16 protein-coding genes are annotated in these 15,959 nt (G+C 32.9%); 13 read left to right on the top strand and 3 right to left on the bottom strand.

Annotation, left to right across the window (positions count from 1 at the left end):
* The first annotated feature begins 19 nt into the window (after positions 1 to 19).
* From H0Z29_02910 to hflX, 5 genes are read left to right on the top strand one after another with little or no spacing between them, the layout of a single operon-like run.
* Positions 20 to 760: a PASTA domain-containing protein gene (locus H0Z29_02910; GenBank protein MBO8130450.1), complete on the top strand. Its 741-nt coding sequence runs from the start codon at positions 20 to 22 to the stop codon at positions 758 to 760.
* Positions 760 to 1,434 carry a ribulose-phosphate 3-epimerase gene (gene rpe / locus H0Z29_02905; GenBank protein MBO8130449.1) on the top strand — a complete coding sequence of 225 codons (675 nt, stop codon included), beginning with the start codon at positions 760 to 762 and terminating at the stop codon, positions 1,432 to 1,434. The genes H0Z29_02910 and rpe overlap by 1 nt, the downstream gene beginning before the upstream one ends.
* Positions 1,412 to 1,993 carry a hypothetical protein gene (locus H0Z29_02900; protein MBO8130448.1) on the top strand — a complete coding sequence of 194 codons (582 nt, stop codon included), beginning with the start codon at positions 1,412 to 1,414 and terminating at the stop codon, positions 1,991 to 1,993. The genes rpe and H0Z29_02900 overlap by 23 nt, the downstream gene beginning before the upstream one ends.
* Positions 1,994 to 1,996: 3 nt before the next feature.
* On the top strand, positions 1,997 to 4,084 hold the full coding sequence (locus H0Z29_02895; protein MBO8130447.1) for a BatA domain-containing protein: 2,088 nt from the start codon (positions 1,997 to 1,999) through the stop codon (positions 4,082 to 4,084).
* Positions 4,065 to 5,333, top strand: a complete 1,269-nt coding sequence (hflX, locus tag H0Z29_02890; GenBank protein MBO8130446.1) for a GTPase HflX — start codon at positions 4,065 to 4,067, stop codon at positions 5,331 to 5,333. Before H0Z29_02895 ends, hflX begins: the two co-directional genes overlap by 20 nt.
* On the opposite strand, the gene H0Z29_02885 is transcribed toward hflX, so the two are convergent.
* Positions 5,330 to 6,199 (bottom strand): NAD(P)-dependent oxidoreductase, encoded by an 870-nt coding sequence (locus H0Z29_02885; protein ID MBO8130445.1) that lies wholly within the window; start codon positions 6,197 to 6,199, stop codon positions 5,330 to 5,332. The genes hflX and H0Z29_02885 overlap by 4 nt on opposite strands.
* A 154-nt stretch (positions 6,200 to 6,353) precedes the next feature.
* Between H0Z29_02885 and H0Z29_02880 the strand changes: the two genes are divergently transcribed.
* From H0Z29_02880 to H0Z29_02860, 5 genes are all read left to right on the top strand, one after another.
* Positions 6,354 to 7,187, top strand: coding sequence for an energy transducer TonB (locus H0Z29_02880; protein ID MBO8130444.1), 834 nt, complete (start codon positions 6,354 to 6,356; stop codon positions 7,185 to 7,187).
* A 143-nt stretch (positions 7,188 to 7,330) separates the two neighbouring features.
* Positions 7,331 to 7,726, top strand: coding sequence for a Neelaredoxin (locus H0Z29_02875; GenBank protein MBO8130443.1), 396 nt, complete (start codon positions 7,331 to 7,333; stop codon positions 7,724 to 7,726).
* Between the two features lie 255 nt (positions 7,727 to 7,981).
* On the top strand, positions 7,982 to 9,103 hold the full coding sequence (locus H0Z29_02870) for a GNAT family N-acetyltransferase (protein MBO8130442.1): 1,122 nt from the start codon (positions 7,982 to 7,984) through the stop codon (positions 9,101 to 9,103).
* Between the two features lie 384 nt (positions 9,104 to 9,487).
* Entirely contained in the window at positions 9,488 to 10,465 is a 978-nt protein-coding gene (locus H0Z29_02865; GenBank protein ID MBO8130441.1) for an NAD(P)-dependent oxidoreductase, read from the top strand.
* Entirely contained in the window at positions 10,456 to 11,325 is an 870-nt protein-coding gene (locus H0Z29_02860; GenBank protein ID MBO8130440.1) for a phosphatase PAP2 family protein, read from the top strand. Before H0Z29_02865 ends, H0Z29_02860 begins: the two co-directional genes overlap by 10 nt.
* Here the strand turns inward: H0Z29_02860 and H0Z29_02855 are convergent.
* Positions 11,316 to 12,563: an HlyC/CorC family transporter gene (locus H0Z29_02855; GenBank protein ID MBO8130439.1), complete on the bottom strand. Its 1,248-nt coding sequence runs from the start codon at positions 12,561 to 12,563 to the stop codon at positions 11,316 to 11,318. The two genes, H0Z29_02860 and H0Z29_02855, sit on opposite strands and share 10 nt — an antisense overlap.
* Positions 12,560 to 13,816 carry an HlyC/CorC family transporter gene (locus H0Z29_02850; protein ID MBO8130438.1) on the bottom strand — a complete coding sequence of 419 codons (1,257 nt, stop codon included), beginning with the start codon at positions 13,814 to 13,816 and terminating at the stop codon, positions 12,560 to 12,562. Before H0Z29_02850 ends, H0Z29_02855 begins: the two co-directional genes overlap by 4 nt.
* A 166-nt stretch (positions 13,817 to 13,982) precedes the next feature.
* Between H0Z29_02850 and H0Z29_02845 the strand changes: the two genes are divergently transcribed.
* The 3 genes from H0Z29_02845 (at position 13,983) to H0Z29_02835 (ending at position 15,931) form a co-directional block, all read left to right on the top strand.
* The gene (locus tag H0Z29_02845; GenBank protein MBO8130437.1) at positions 13,983 to 14,783 is read left to right on the top strand and encodes a 3'(2'),5'-bisphosphate nucleotidase CysQ; all 801 of its coding nucleotides are present in this window, start codon (positions 13,983 to 13,985) and stop codon (positions 14,781 to 14,783) included.
* 42 nt (positions 14,784 to 14,825) lie between these two features.
* A complete protein-coding gene (locus H0Z29_02840) occupies positions 14,826 to 15,089 on the top strand; it encodes a hypothetical protein (protein ID MBO8130436.1) in 264 nt (87 codons plus the stop codon).
* A gap of 263 nt (positions 15,090 to 15,352) precedes the next feature.
* Positions 15,353 to 15,931 (top strand): hypothetical protein, encoded by a 579-nt coding sequence (locus H0Z29_02835; GenBank protein ID MBO8130435.1) that lies wholly within the window; start codon positions 15,353 to 15,355, stop codon positions 15,929 to 15,931.
* Positions 15,932 to 15,959: the final 28 nt, after the last annotated feature.

Raw genomic sequence — 15,959 nt, 5'->3', positions numbered from 1 at the left:
ATTTTAATGGTTTACTGATATGTCAATAGTTTTGAATAATTTTCTAAAAATACTGATTGCTTTTATTGTCTTTACAATAATATTTGTACTGGTACTCGATAGGTTTATTATGCCATGGTATGTCAGACATGGCAAGGAACTTGAAATGTTTAATGTAATCGGTAAGTCATATTCCGAGGCTGAAGCAATATTAAAGCTTAATGGTTTTTTTGTAGAAGTGATAGACACTATACATAGTAGTGAAAAGCCCCCAGGGATAGTGCTGGAACAAATTCCGAAGCCAGGCAGGAAAGTTAAAAAGGGTAGGATAGTTAAATTAGTGATTACTGGTGGTAAAGTATATCATGAAATGCCGAGATTAGTGGGGAAACCTTTAGAAGTGGCCAGGTTGGAACTTGAGAGATACCATGTATTAATAGATACGATCTTTATGCAATTTTCATCAGTTATGCCTGCTGGTGTTATAATAGATCAAGATGTAAAGCCAGGCTATGTGATAGAGGAAGGTGCAGCTGTGAGACTCTGGGTTAGTGCTGGTCCACCTGAAAAGCTTTTTAGGGTTCCCGATGTAACGGGCAGAAGCCTTAGTGATGCCAAGGAAATTCTAAAAAAGGCAGGGCTTGGGATTGGTGATATTAGATATATCCCGATGGATGAACTTACACCGTATACTGTAATCGATCAGATACCCTCAGCGGGTAAGGAGTTTGAAAATCCAGTAAAGGTTAATTTGAAAGTTAGCACCATGAGGGTAGAATGATGAATGTTGAAATTGTTCCATCCCTTTTGTCAGCAGATTTTACAAGGCTTGGGGAACAGATTAAGATTCTTGAGAAGGCTGGTGCTAAAAGAATTCATTTAGATATTATGGATGGTCATTTTGTTCCGAATATAACCTTTGGTCCTCCAATGGTAACTTCGATAAGAAAAGCGACACCACTACATTTAGAATCACATTTAATGATTACAAATCCCGAGAAATTTATTGATCCCTTTGCTAAAGCGGGAAGCAATACGATACTCGTGCATGCGGAAATAGGGGAAAGAGTGAGAGAATTACTGCAGAAGATAAAAGAATATGGAATATCAGCAGGACTTGTTGTAAATCCTGAAACACCAATTGATGAGATAAAGAATCAGCTACAATATGTTGACCATCTTCTTATAATGACTGTTAACCCTGGTTTTGGTGCGCAGAAAATGATTATGGAATGTCTGGATAAGGTGAGGTATGTCAAAGAGTACAGGGATAGTCAAGGGCTGAAATTTTATATAGAGGTAGATGGTGGTATAAATGATAAGACGATAGTGGAGGCTATTGATGCAGGTGTTGATTTGATAGTTGCTGGTAACGCAGTTTTCAAGAACGATTCGCCATATGAAAACTTCAAACTCCTGGAGAGAATAGTAAGTGAGAAAATTAACGAAAGGTGAAATAGCCAGAAAAGTAATTCATTTCACAGCATCTTTGATTCCAATTATTTACTATTTTTTTGTAGAAAGAAGGACAGCTTTAGTTATACTTGGAATATTAACCGTTATATTTCTTTTTGCTGAAGTATTACGAATGCTGATACCAAATCTTTACGATCTATATCTGAAAATATTTGGCTGGATGTTGAGAAGTCATGAAGCAAAATACAACCTTACTGGAGCTACTTATGTCTTTATTGGTAGCTTCCTCACTATTTTCTTTTTTCCTAAGGATGTTGCTACTACTGTTTTGTTATTCTTAACTATTGGTGATTCTACTGCATGTATTTTAGGGATGAAATACGGTAGAATAAAGATTTTTAATAAAACATTAGAAGGATCATTGGCTTTCACTATATCAAGCTTGATTGCTACTATCTGGATAACAAGCATTCCTTTTCATATTAAAATTGTAGGAGTTTTAGTAGCTGCTCTTGTGGAACTTTTACCAAAAAAATTCGATGATAATATTTCTATACCAATTATTTCAGGACTTATAATCACCATATTGGGAATTTAGAATATGGGCTTTTTGAATCCTCAAGTTTTATACCTTCTCGGTCTTGCAGGACTCCCCATATTAATTCATTTCCTTGGTAGAAAAAAGTACAAGGAAGTCTACTTCAGTGATATACGATTGCTAAAGAATCTGGAGAAGGATGCAATTCGGAAAGTAAAGATATCACAGATTTTGGTTCTTTTACTAAGGACGTTGATTATTCTGTTTTTAATTCTTTCCTTCGCAAAACCTTATTTGTCAGAAGTAGTCAAAAGTTTATTTATTAGAAAGAATTCAAGACTGAATTTGGTCATTGATAATTCTCTATCAATGTCCTGCCTTGTAAATAATTCAAATGTTCTTGAAGAGTCTATATCATACCTTTCCGCCCTTTCACAGAAGTTTGAATACCCATTCTATCTAAGTGTTTATACAACAACTAATAATAAACCGGTCATCAAGGATAGAAGGATAGAAGCAGAGGAAGATTTTATATCCAGCATAAAGAGAATTAGCATAACAAATTTGGAAGGTAAACTAGATATTACATTGAGTAATATCCTGAAAGAGATTGAGGGAAATGAAAATGTGGAAAATTATGTATGGATAGTTACGGATTTACAAGAATCTAATCTTGGCTCTGGTAATGAGATAAGCAATATGATAAATGGATTAAATAAATGGGACATTGTTCCAGTGATTATCAAGACGGATTTTGAGCTTAAGAATTTTGCAATAACTGGAAATTTATCGACTGGTTTGATATCCACTAATAATCCATTAATTGTAAATTTACAAATTAACAACTGGGATACAGTTGCATCAGAGATTCCAGTAACATTATATGTTAATGATGAAAAAGTTGGTAAAGATGTTGTGAATATTGAACCGGTTGGGCGGGAGGTAGTTCAATTTAAGATTATGCCTCAAAAGAATGGTTTTACAACAGGATATGCTGAGATTAGAAATGACAATCTGCCTGCAGATAATAAATGGTATTTTGTAGTCTACCTCCCAGAAAGAATTAAGATTTTAATAGTCGGGAAAACTGGACAGGACATTCGCTATATTTATAATGCGTTAACTTCTTCACGTTCTGATTATTATGACGTTGATATTTCGTCTGTGAATCAAATAAACTATTATGAGTTACTTTCGTATGATATAGTCATTTTTTCAAATGTTTGTTATTTGAAAAATGAACAAATAGCCAGGTTAAAGGAACTGGTATCAAAAAGTACATCGATTGTTGTTTTTCCTGGTGATGATTGCGATCTTGGTGGTTATAATAACCTGTGGCATAATATATTAGGATTTCCCAAACTTGTAAAGTTCTTAGGTAGTAAGGTTGAAGAAGCTTTTGTAAGTCTTGGAAAATTTGATAGGGAACACCAATTATTTGTAAATGTGTTCCGTAAAGATGTGGATATTTTATCCAATGTAAGGTTTTTCAAAGTACCTGTATTTGATATTGATAATGATGATCATGCAATCATTTATTATTCTGATGGGAATCCATTTTTAATTGAATGTAAGGATGATTCAAGAACGCTTGGATTTCTTATTGCAACTGGGATTGACGGTAGGTGGTCAGATTTACCATTCAAGGGATTTTTCCCTGTTTTGCTAAATAGAATTATTGCTTATCTTTCAAATACATCCAGTTTTAATCTTATAAAATCTACGGGTGAGCAGTATGTAATCGAGAATGTAGGTAAGAAAGCTGTGGAAGAGATAAAGATGGTGGGTCCGGATAAGCGCGTTTTCTATCCGTTAATAGAGAGAAATAAATTGGTATTTGATAGGTTTGATGATACAGGTTTTTTTGAAGTTTATTCAGAAAATAGTATAATGAAAGAATTGGCGGTTAATATATCGCTGTCAGAGATTGGCAATAGTTTTTTAGATCAAAGAACATTTGAGAGAAGATATAAGGTGGATAAAAATAAATTTGTATGGATTGATTTGAATGAGAAATCAAAAGAAAATTACACTATGATTGAAAAAAAAGATTTATCTACTATTTTCATAATTCTTGTTGTTTCGCTTTTGATAATTGAAACTTTTTTAAGTAGAATTAATAGAGTCTCAAGTGAGAGAGATGGTGAATAAAGGTGAATTAAATAGAACTATTTTGGTCGGAGTCAGCAAAAACAGGGGAGATGCTTGTTTAGTAGGGGAATACCTTGATGAACTTGAAAGGTTGGTAGATACACTCGGTTTTGAGGTTATTTGTAAGTTAATGGTTAATCTAAAGCAAATTAATCCTGCTACATTTATCGGAAGAGGTAAAGTAGAAGAAATAAAGTTGATAGTGAAGGGAAAAGGTATAAATGAAGTAATATTTGATGATGATTTATCTCCAAGGCAGCTGAAGAATCTTGAAAATTTGCTTGGAGTAGAGGTAACAGACAGAACGGGAGTTATCCTTGAAATATTTGCAAAGCATGCAAAAACGAAAGAAGCCAAAACACAGGTTGAACTTGCATCCCTGCAATATCTCCTTCCTAGATTACGTAGAAGATGGACACATCTGGAGAGACAGATTGGAGGTGTAGGGGTTCGTGGAGGACCTGGTGAAACACAAATTGAGATTGACAAACGAATAATCAGGGAAAGGATTGCAAAATTAAAGAAGGAATTAATGGAAATAGATAAAGAGAGAGAGGTTCAGGATAAAAGAAGGGAAAATTTTTTCAGAATAGCACTTGTTGGATATACTAATACTGGAAAGTCTACAATACTAAATACTCTAACTTCAGCTGATGTTGTTGCTGAAAATAAGCTTTTTACCACTCTCGATACGACTACCAGATTATGGCAGATTGATAAATATCATAAGGCCTTAATAAGTGATACTATTGGATTTATTAGAAAATTACCACATACACTTATTGCCTCATTCAGGAGTACTTTAAAAGAGGTTAGAGATTCCGATTTGATAGTTAAAGTTGCTGATATAAGTACTGATCAGTGTCTAGACCAGATAGAAAACGTTAATGAGGTTTTAAGACAGATTGGAGCTGATAAAAAGCCTTATATCATCGTATTTAATAAAATAGATATTATGAATAGAGATGTATTTTTACGAGCGAAGAGATTGTATTCTGACGCAATTTACATATCAGCTCTTAACAAGTTGAGAATAAATACGCTGAAAGAAAGAATATTAAGGGAGATTGAGAAAGAGGAATTGGAAGTACCGATAGAATTGCCGCTTGAAAGTGTCAAAGAAATATCGCTCGTGAGGAATTTTTGTAAGGTATTGGAAGAGCAGTATTACAACAGTACTGTCAGTTTTAGGGTAAAATGCTATAGAAAGGTATGGAACTGGTTAAAATATCAATTGAGTAAATCTTAGATTTTTATTTTCTTAAGAAATTTATAGACTGCCGTAAAATCATCCCTCGATAATCCATAATTTTTTGCTAAGGCGTAAATAGATTCTGCCACACTTGTAGCAGGCATAGGCACATTATTTCTATAACCCGTTGCAAGACATAGGAATAGGTCTTTCCGTAGCCATTCTAATGGAAATTCGGGTGAAAATTCTTCGTGTTCAATTTTGCTTCTTTTTGCTGATAGAAAAGGTGCCGTAAGATGACTGTTTAAAAGAAAATCAAGAATTAACTTTTTGGGAATACCATGTGATTCAGCATGAATAAGAGCTTCTACGAAACCCATATATGTTACACCAAGCAGGAGATTAGCAGCAAGCTTTAGAGCTGATCCTTTTCCATTCTCACCAACGTGTATATATTTTTTGCCCATTGCATTAAAAAGAGGGATACATTTTTCAAAAATTTCCTTTTTGCCCCCGACTAAAAATATTAATTCCCCTCTTTCAGCTGGTATAAGTGAGCCCGAAACAGGAGCATCGAGAAAATTTATACCATATTTTTCTGCTTTTTTTGACATTTTTATTGAAAATTCAGGGTCTACTGTCGTCGAATCTATCCATATGCTATCTTTTTTCATATGTGTCAAAAAACCTCTTTCACCGCAGGCTATTTCATTTACTACCTCAGGTGTAGATAGCATTGTTATTATAATATCAGAGTTTTTTGCGAGTATAACAATGTCGTTAACCCATTTAGCACCTGATTCAATCACTGGCTTTGCCTTTTCATATGTTCGATTATGAACTGATACATCGAAACCGTTTTTTACAAGATTCTTTGCCATTCTACTTCCCATAATCCCCATTCCAATGAATCCAATTTTCATGATTGCACTCCTTTCTTTAAAATTGCTCAGCGAAATTTAGAAAATGATGGGATTATATTCCAATAATGATTTGAAAAAGTTAACTTTTAGTTTACTTAATTTTCATTTGAAAAGTATTGACAAATTAAAAATATGTTGTTATATAATAGATGTTATGAAGATTATAGTTTGGATAATAACAATATCGCTATTATTTTTTTCTTCGTGTAGTCAGATAACTGCACTTTTTACAAAGAAGATTGAATCAGATATTAACCCCCCGGTGTTATTAACTCAGTCCAAGCCAATATATCCAAAAGAAGCTGTAAGTCGGGGGCTACAGGGTAGAGTTGAACTAAATATTTTAATAGATGATAGCGGAATGGTTAAAAGGGTAGATGTACGAAAATCTTCTGGATATCAGATATTGGATGAGGCTGGTGTTGACTATGCAAAAAGTTTGAGATTCAAGCCGGCAGAGAAAAATGGTACACCAATTCCTATATTAACAACCTTCGGTGTAGTTTTTAAACTTGAAGAAGCTGAGTCAAAAGAGATATGGCATAGGGCACGTCGAATAAATAATATGATAGAAGACACAGAAATAACCCAAGGTAATGATAGAGAGAAATTAATAAGAGAGATTTATTTGGAACTTCTTAATTTCTATACAACTGGTTATCTTTCAACTTTATTATTTAATAAAGCTTTGGAAAGCTTTGTTGATCCGAATATTTATATGGATTGGAAGGAATTCACTGATGAATATTCACTGAATTTTTTAGTGTTTCATGATTACGTTAAAAGATTCCCTGAATCTATTTATAAGGAGGATGCTATCAGGATGATGTTCAGCATTGTTAAAAAAGATATTAAAAATATAAATAATAGAAACCTGATAATAAAAATTAGAGAATTTCTAAAAAGCGAATATTCTATCTATTTTGGCTCTGATATTGAAAAGATAATAAAAGATAGATTGAAAGAGTTACAATCTTCTGGTGTTTAAAAATAGCTAATACTTTTGTTTTTGCAAATATACCAGTCTAATATTAGTCAACACCCAATATTTTTTTACATAAAAATTTTCTGTAACAAAAGTAATTGGGTTGTATCTAAAAGATGTCCTATTTGAGGAGAGGAGGGAATAAAATGGGAGAAACAAAGAATTTATTTCAATCAGCAGATTGGAAAACTGAAAAACATGTTCCGGTAATCGATTGTCCAGATAGTATAAACAAAGGTGAATCAGTTCTGGTAGAGATTACAGTAGGAAAAGAAATGCCTCATCCGAATACCACTGCCCATCATATTGAATGGATTCAGTTATTTTTCCATCCGGACGGTGAAAAATTCCCATATGAGGTAGGTAAAGCGGAATTCAAAGCCCATGGAGCATCTATTGATGGTGCGGATGCAAGTACTGTTTATACTGACCCTATTACTGTTTTTCGGTTTAAGACTGGAAAGACTGGAAAATTAATTGCCGTATCCTATTGCAATATACACGGATTGTGGACAAATGAAAAGTTTTTAAAGGTTTTGTAAAATCTGGTAAATTGTTGTTCATCCAGAAGACGGCTCCTATCTTTAGAAGAGGTTGAACTGAACTTGTTTATATTATTTTTCGAAATAGAATTTAATAGTGATATTAATTCAACTACCTTAATATAAAAAGCATTTATTCGAATAATCCCTGAATGTTAAAAATTTTCCTTTTCTCATAAAATTAAGTAGTTTTTTACTGCTTTATTTTTAAATTACAAGTAGGATATAAAATTAGTCCCGCAATTGGGGGTAATAATGATAAGAGTATATTCAGTAAAAAGTAGAAGAGACCTTAAAAGATTTATTATGTTACCTTGGAAGATTTATAAGAATGACAGGAATTGGGTGCCTCCATTAATTGTTGATCAGAAGGAGTTATTTAACAGAAAAAAGTATCCGTTCTTTGAGCATTCGGAAGCAGAATTTTTTCTGGCTGAGCGAGATGGTGAGGTACTTGGTAGAATTGCAGCGATTAAGAACAATATGCATTTGAAGATTTATAATGATGGTGTGGGTTTCTTTGGTTTTTTTGAATGTACCACTGATCAGGACATTGCAAAAATTTTGTTTGAAAAAGCTGAAGAATGGTTAGCTGAAAGGGGATTGAAAAAGATACGTGGTCCAGCAAATTACTCGATAAACGAGGAGATTGGATTGCTTGTGGATGATTTTAAATCACCTCCTGTCATAATGATGCCATATAATCCGAGGTATTATGAGATTTTGATAGTATCTCAGGGTTATAAAAAGATAATGGACTTATATGCGTATCAGATAGTTAAACAGTTTGATAAAGTGCCAGAAGAATTGGAAGAGAAGGTAAAGAAAATTAAAGAGAGAGCATCCTTTGTTGTAAGAAAAATTGATATGAAGCATCTGGATGAAGAAGTAGAAAAGATAAAAGAAATTTATAATCAAGCATGGTCGGAGAATTGGGGTGCAGTTCCATTAACTGATAGTGAGATAGAGCATTTGAAAAATAATTTGAAGTTGATTGTTGATCCAGACCTGGTATTTATTGCTGAGAGGGATGGCAAACCAGTGGGTTTATCGTTGACTATTCCTGATTTTAACGAGGTTTTGATAAAGATGAACGGAAGGCTCCTGCCATTTGGGATATTTAAGCTTTTGTTGAATAAGAACAAGATTAAAGGATTGAGAACACTTATAATGGGTGTTCTAAAGGAATACAGGAAAATAGGTATAGATACTGTTTTTTATTATGAAACTATAAAAAACGGTCTGGAAAAGGGTTATGAGAAGTGTGAAATGTCCTGGATACTGGAGACGAATAAATTGATGATTTGGGCGATAGAAAATCTGAGTATGGCAAAGAGATATAAGACATATAGGATTTATGAAAAGGACCTGGGATAGGTCTGTTGCATTACTTAATTCACTTTTTATACAATCAGGGAAGTTTGTTAAAAACATGGATATTTTTTGAACCTTTATCAAATGATATAAATTTTATAGCTAAATTATTAATTGAAAAATTATTGCTGTAAAAGTATTTATATTTTCTAAAATGGAGTATATTACATTAATACAAGTATTATTGTATATATTGAATTTTTTATTGTGATGTTATAATAAAGGTGAAAGGAGTAAAATTGATTGTAGCCATTTCATTTAAAGTAAAAGTTGTGCACTTTTAAAAAGTATATTGTCAATTTTCCCTGATTTGAGATACACTGATTAAATTAATTTGTATTATAGCAATTTTATTTATACTTTCACTGATTTTATTGAGAAGATAGAATGAAAATTCTTGTAACTGGTGCTACAGGTTTTATAGGTAGAAATCTCGTAAGAAAACTTTTACAAAAAAATTACTATGTTAGGTGTTTAATAAGAAATACAAGTATCAAACCTTCCGAATTTATTGGTAAAGTTCAATGGATTGTTGGTAATTTGTCGGATTACACAACCCTGATACCTGCCATTGAGGGAATTGATGTGGTTATACATCTCGCTGGCGTAATAGAGGCAAATAAAAAGTCTGATTACTTCAAGGTTAATTACTATGGAATGGTGAATCTTCTGGAAGCTATTAAAAAGTCAGGTAGAAGAGGGATAAAATTTTTATATGTAAGTTCTCTTGCATCAGCCGGTCCTTCCAATAATAATAGTCCAAAAAAAGAGGATTCAATTAATTCTCCAGTATCAAATTATGGGAGAAGCAAACTTGCTGGAGAGATAGCACTTTTAAAAGAGTGTGATTATGTGAATGCTGTGATAGTTAGACCTGCTATTGTATATGGACCTGGAGATAAAGAGACATTTTCTTTTTTCAAATATGTTAAAAACCATCTTAGACCTGTTATTGGGTTTAAGGAAAGATATTTTTCACTAATATATTTAGAAGATCTTGTAAAGTTGATAATACAATTGATGGAGAGGAACATAGAAAGTTGTGAAATATTTTTTGCCTCTGATGGCAAAATATACACAGCAAGTCAATTGCTTAAACAGGTATCAAAGATTATGAATAAATGGACCATACCAATCCCTGTGCCGTTATTCTTATTGAAATTCATTGCTATTGTAAATACTATATTTTCATTTATTAGTGGTAAAGTACCAATAATAAACATTGATAAATATTATGAGATTAGAGAACAATACTGGATGTGCTCCGCGGATAAAATTTTTTCTCTTGGTTTTAAACCCTCCTATGATCTTGAGAGGGGGTTAAGGGAGACCTACAACTGGTATATTAATAACGGATGGCTATAAATACAGATACTTTGAGAGAAAGGTTAATTTTAACCGATTATCTATTTCTTTTATTTGATGTTTATCTAATACTTATTATTCTTTTATTTCCCGATCAAGCATTAAAAAATTACAGCCATTTTTTATATATAAATATTGCTCTTCTATCTTTGTTTATTGTATCTATTTATAAAGAAGAGAGTGAAAATATATTCCATTGGCTTCATTTATGGTTTCCTATCATTTCCTGTATGTTTTTTTATATTGAAGCTTCAAGCCTGGATAATCTGATATTTTCCCATACCTTCGACAATTTTCTAAATAAAATTGACATTATAATTTTCAGAAAACCAATATATTTGATTCTATCAAAAAGTGTTAATTCCCTACTTGTTGATGAGATCATGCATGCTATGTATTTTTCTTATTATGTTCTGCTATTCCTCCCTGGATTATTCATTTTTAGAGTAGATAAAGAATATTTTAAAAAAATGGTTTTTGGGATAACGCTTATGTTTTATACCCATTATCTATTCTTTATGTTTTTTCCTGCCGATGGTCCCATACATTATCATGATAAGCTTTTTCCATCGGGGGTAGTGTTTATACCGCTGATGAAAATCATTTACCTTTTGGGAGAACAGGGAGGAGGTGCCTTTCCAAGCACCCATGTTTCTGCGAGCTTATTAGTTTTTCTTTTTTCGAGAGAGTATTTTAAAGAGAGATCATGCATTGTAGGCTTCTTTGCAGTTGGGGTTTTTTTGGCAACCTTTTATTGTAGCTATCACTATGTGATTGATTCTGTTGCAGGGATAATCACGGGTTTTATTTTTTATAGATTATCAATTATTATATGGGAAAAATATAAAAATTATTTTTGATCTAATTCCTTTATTTTTACTTCTAATATGGCTCGTTTGGTTGCTCTTTGTATCGTGAATTCATAATTATTGTGGATTACTTTTTCACCGGGGAAAGGTATTCTTTTTAGTTTATCAATTATAAATCCGCTTATTGTTTCATAGTCACCCTTTGGTAAGTCTATTTCAAATTTTTCTTTCAGTTCAGCTACAGGATATTTTCCTTTAACAGTAATACTTCCGTCGGGATTTTTTGTATAGCTTGGAATGACGACATCATATTCATCTTCGATATCACCAACGACTTCCTCGAGAATATCCTCAATTGTTAGAATGCCTTTTGCCAGTCCATACTCATCGACGACTATTGCCATACTGTTTCCTGTGGTCTGCATATATTTAAGTATGTCAGTAACTTTTGCAGTAAGGGGTACATAATAAGCTGGTCTGATGAACTGATTTATTTTCTTATTCTTATCTTCTCCAAGTATATCAAAGCTGTTAAGAATTCCAATGATATTATATACTCTCTCTTTATAAACAGGAAGTCTACGATGTTTTGTTTCGATGAATTTTACTTTTGCTTCATCGATTGTGGCTTCTTCAGATATTATGGCAACATCTATTAGAGGAATCATAATGTCTCTTGCTTCTTTCTCTTTAAAGGACAGTAAGCGATTGATCATTTTTCTTTCATCTGGCTTTATGTCGGTGTACGCTGGTCCTTTTAGATTCATTATTATTTTCAGTTCCTCACGGCTGAAGAAACCTACATTCTTATCGTAGTTTTTACCACTCATGATTCTATTTATGCCTGCTGATATTGCAGTAAAGGTTTTTACGATAGGATAAAACAATATAGAAAAAAATCTGAGGACATATATAGTCTTTATGGTTACTGTATCAGCTTCCTGCTGGAATATACTCTTTGGTACTATCTCTCCAAATATCCAATTTATAAAGGATATAATGGCAATTGATATCGGAATCCCCGATTCGCCGAAGTAATTAAAGAAAATATAAGCTGATATAGTTGTACTGGTAATTGTACATAGGTTTGTGCCAACGAGTGTTGTTCCTAATAAGATCTCTGGTTTTTTAAGATAGTAGTAGACAATTTTAGCCCTTCTACCACCCTGTTTTATTTTATGCTGGAGTAAGACTCTATCTATTGAGACTATTGCTATTTCGGAACCGGAAAAGAATCCCTCACAGATAACGCAAAGCAATATTACTATTATACCTAACCAGACAGTCATTGATCTTTTTTTACCCTGATAGTTTCTATCCGATTATTGGATATTTTTTCAACTGTGAAAACAAGGTTTTTATATCTTACCGTAGAGTTTACAACTGGTAATTCACCAAATAGTGAAAATACAAATCCTCCGATTGTGTTAACATTCTCGTTGTAGATGTCTGTGTCCATTATTCTGTTGAACTCTTCAAGTGAAAGTGTTGAATGAACTCTGTAAACATTATTATCTATTTTCTCAAATTTTTTATCTTCCTTTTCGAATTCGTCGGATATCTCACCAAATATTTCTTCTAAAAGGTCTTCCATTGTGACAAGTCCCACAACACCACCATATTCGTCAAGAACTATGGCAATTGATATTTTCCTTTTCCTTAAAGTTTGAAATAAATCTTCTGCTTTCTTTGTATCAGGTATAAATAATGGTTTATGGAGCAATTTCCTTAATGTTTGCGTGGAGTTCTCAATTTCCTTATCGGTTAGTCCAATTAAATCTGTGGCAAATATAATTCCGAGTATATGGTCAATATCTTCTTTATAGATTGGAACTTTTGAGTAATGATTCCTTTTTATTTCTCTAATAATGTCCTTTAATTTCATATCATATGGTAAGGCAAAGATATTTGCTCTAGGTGTCATTATGTCTCTAACCAGTGTATCTCCGAAATCAAATATCTTATATATAAACTCTTTTTCAAGAGCGTCGATTATTCCTTCTTTTTCACTTTCATCTATAATTGATTTTACCACATCCTCACTCAAAATATTATCACTTCGTGTTTCTTTTTTTACAACTATATTTACAAAAAGATCGGATATGTTTCTTATAAACCATCTAACTGGTGTGATTGCTTTAGAGAAAATTATTAAGGGAGTGCTCACAAAGGATGCGAATTTTTCATTATTACGGATTGCGAATGATTTAGGCGTTAATTCACCGAGAAGCAAAAGGATTGGGAATACAATCACAATATTAATCCAAGGGACTTCTGATCCAAATAGGGCCATTATTATTCCAGCGGATAATGTTGATAGAGAAATGTTCACGAACTCGTTCCCCAGAAGTATGGTAATTATCAGTCGTCTGGGGCTTTCCAATAGGAAACGTATCTTTTTTGCTTTTTCTGGGTTTTTTTTAGCTATTTTTTCTATTTGTGTTTCAGAAAGAGAGAATAATGCCGTTTCTGATCCAGAGAAAATCGCTGATAAGATGAGAAGTAAAAGTATAATTATAAGTTGTATAATTATAATCGTCATTTATGAATATCTAATATAACTTATATAATATAATACAGGAGTTAAAATAATACAACTAATGAGCAAAAGTTTAAATCATGTGGAGTATGTGATTGTTGCTATAGTTTTATAAGGCTTATATTTCTTTGAGTTGAATTGCTTGGGTATTTTTATTATATTTGACGCCATGAAAACTGAACTTGAGGTTGCGAGAGAAGCTGCTATAGAGGCAGGAAAGATTTTAAAAAAATATTTTACATCGAATCAGTACTGGGTAAAAGAGAAGGGTATAAATAATCCCGTTACTAAAGCCGATTGTGAAGCTGATGAGTTTTTGAGAACATATTTGCTGGATAATTTTCCGAATTATGGCTGGTTGTCAGAGGAGACCAAAGACTCGAGTGATAGGCTGAATAAAAAGTATACATGGATTATTGATCCACTTGACGGTACCAAAGAATTTATAGCTGGAATGCCCGAATTTGTTGTTTCAATCGGACTCGTGGAAGATGGTAGGCCGGTGATAGGGGTGATATATAATCCAATGAAGAATGAGCTTTATTCAGCAGAGGTTGGTAAGGGAGCTGAATTGAATAACACTTCAGTTTCTGTTACCCAGGAAAGGGATCTCTCTAATGCTTTTGCAATGGTGAGCAGGACAGAAGTAGCTGATGGTTTGTGGGATTCGTACAGGAAACTATTTAAAGATTTTAAGCATTGTGGTAGCGTAGCGTATAAACTTGCAAACCTGGCAGCGGGTAGGGTTGATATTGTGATTAGTCTGAAGCCAAAGAATGAATGGGATATTTGCGGAGGGCACTGTCTGGTGGTTGCTGCAGGTGGAGTATTTAAAAGGATTGATGGACAAGATGTGTTCTACAATCAAAGTAAAGTAACAAGGATTCCAAATGGAATAGTTGGTGGGAATGCAGAGATTGTCCGTAGAGCTCTTGAGGTTTTTAATAATCAATATCGATATTGTAAATGACCCATTTAAAATATAAATTAGCGAAATTTTGAATGCGTAGTTATGCGTTTTAATCAGAATAAAATTAAACCTTCGAGACATGCTAAAGAAATAGGAATTCAGATTAATGAAATGGAAAAATTTAAGCGGTGTTGTAGTAGGGAAATTGGCCAGGATGCTGGTAAAAAAGCTTATCTAGAATGGGTAGAAAAGTATGGGGCAGAAGTAAGGGAATGGCTAGAATCCTTGAGTGATGAGGAGATTAATAAAAGATATGATTCTCTGCCGGATAGAATAAAAAAGTATATAGAGGAAAAGATAAGATAAACCTCCCATCTACAATGCAAATCATTATAAAAAAAGATTTTAAATATTTATTGGAGAGGGAAGAAATCGAAAAAATATTGGAGCTCATTTGTGATAATCCTTTAATATTAGATAAGTTAAAGGCATTTTCAAAACTACAAGATTCTGAAATAAACAGCGAAAGTTTGGCTACACTGCAAAAAATATTTAGTTCTTACGATATAAGTATGATTCGTAGAAAATTAAATTTATTTTTTCATTTTTTAGGTGAAACTTCAGGAAGTTTGAAAATTAATCTCACCAAAACGAATGAGTCTGCAAATAGAACAAGGTCTGATCTATTAGATGTTTTCAAAAAGTATCGTGAAATTATTAAACCATACATTACGTATCTGGTTTTTCGGGGAATTAAAATCGATAGCGGTATCATGGAAGAGAATGGAGCATTTCAACTTACAGGAAAATCCCTTCATAAATTTTTTAGAAGTAATGACAAAAAAGGCACTGCATACCCTTTGATAATTTATGTTGCCACAATTGGAGAAGATTTGGATAACCGGGTGAATAAACTAAGTGGGAAAAATGGTGATATTTATGAAGCGTATCTATTAAATGGTATAGGAGCAGGTTATACAGATACTGTTGTTGAAGATTTAGAATTATGTTTTCAGGATAGGTTTAAAAATGAGCTTAATGGTAGAAAATTGGTAAGGGTTAGCCCCGGTTATGGCGATTGGATTTTGTCAGATCAAAAAGTAATTTTCGATGTATTGAAACCGGAGAACTCTATTAAAGTTATCCTTAATAAATCATTTTTAATGCAGCCAATAAAATCAACATCGGGATTAATTGGACCGATATAAACATGTTAAGCGCAATGTCTCAATGCAG

It is taken from the genome of Candidatus Neomarinimicrobiota bacterium, from assembly GCA_017656425.1.
GTDB lineage: Bacteria > Fidelibacterota > UBA2242 > UBA2242 > B5-G15 > JACDNV01.
This window is presented reverse-complemented; position numbering and strand designations above follow the sequence as displayed.

Coding starts and splice junctions, on each gene's coding strand:
- H0Z29_02910 (MBO8130450.1), top strand. CDS start 20: ATGTCAATAGTTTTGAATAATTTTCTAAAAATACTGATTGCTTTTATT.
- rpe (MBO8130449.1), top strand. CDS start 760: ATGAATGTTGAAATTGTTCCATCCCTTTTGTCAGCAGATTTTACAAGG.
- H0Z29_02895 (MBO8130447.1), top strand. CDS start 1,997: ATGGGCTTTTTGAATCCTCAAGTTTTATACCTTCTCGGTCTTGCAGGA.
- H0Z29_02885 (MBO8130445.1), bottom strand. CDS start 6,199: ATGAAAATTGGATTCATTGGAATGGGGATTATGGGAAGTAGAATGGCA.
- H0Z29_02880 (MBO8130444.1), top strand. CDS start 6,354: ATGAAGATTATAGTTTGGATAATAACAATATCGCTATTATTTTTTTCT.
- H0Z29_02875 (MBO8130443.1), top strand. CDS start 7,331: ATGGGAGAAACAAAGAATTTATTTCAATCAGCAGATTGGAAAACTGAA.
- H0Z29_02870 (MBO8130442.1), top strand. CDS start 7,982: ATGATAAGAGTATATTCAGTAAAAAGTAGAAGAGACCTTAAAAGATTT.
- H0Z29_02865 (MBO8130441.1), top strand. CDS start 9,488: ATGAAAATTCTTGTAACTGGTGCTACAGGTTTTATAGGTAGAAATCTC.
- H0Z29_02860 (MBO8130440.1), top strand. CDS start 10,456: ATGGCTATAAATACAGATACTTTGAGAGAAAGGTTAATTTTAACCGAT.
- H0Z29_02855 (MBO8130439.1), bottom strand. CDS start 12,563: ATGACTGTCTGGTTAGGTATAATAGTAATATTGCTTTGCGTTATCTGT.
- H0Z29_02850 (MBO8130438.1), bottom strand. CDS start 13,816: ATGACGATTATAATTATACAACTTATAATTATACTTTTACTTCTCATC.
- H0Z29_02845 (MBO8130437.1), top strand. CDS start 13,983: ATGAAAACTGAACTTGAGGTTGCGAGAGAAGCTGCTATAGAGGCAGGA.
- H0Z29_02840 (MBO8130436.1), top strand. CDS start 14,826: ATGCGTTTTAATCAGAATAAAATTAAACCTTCGAGACATGCTAAAGAA.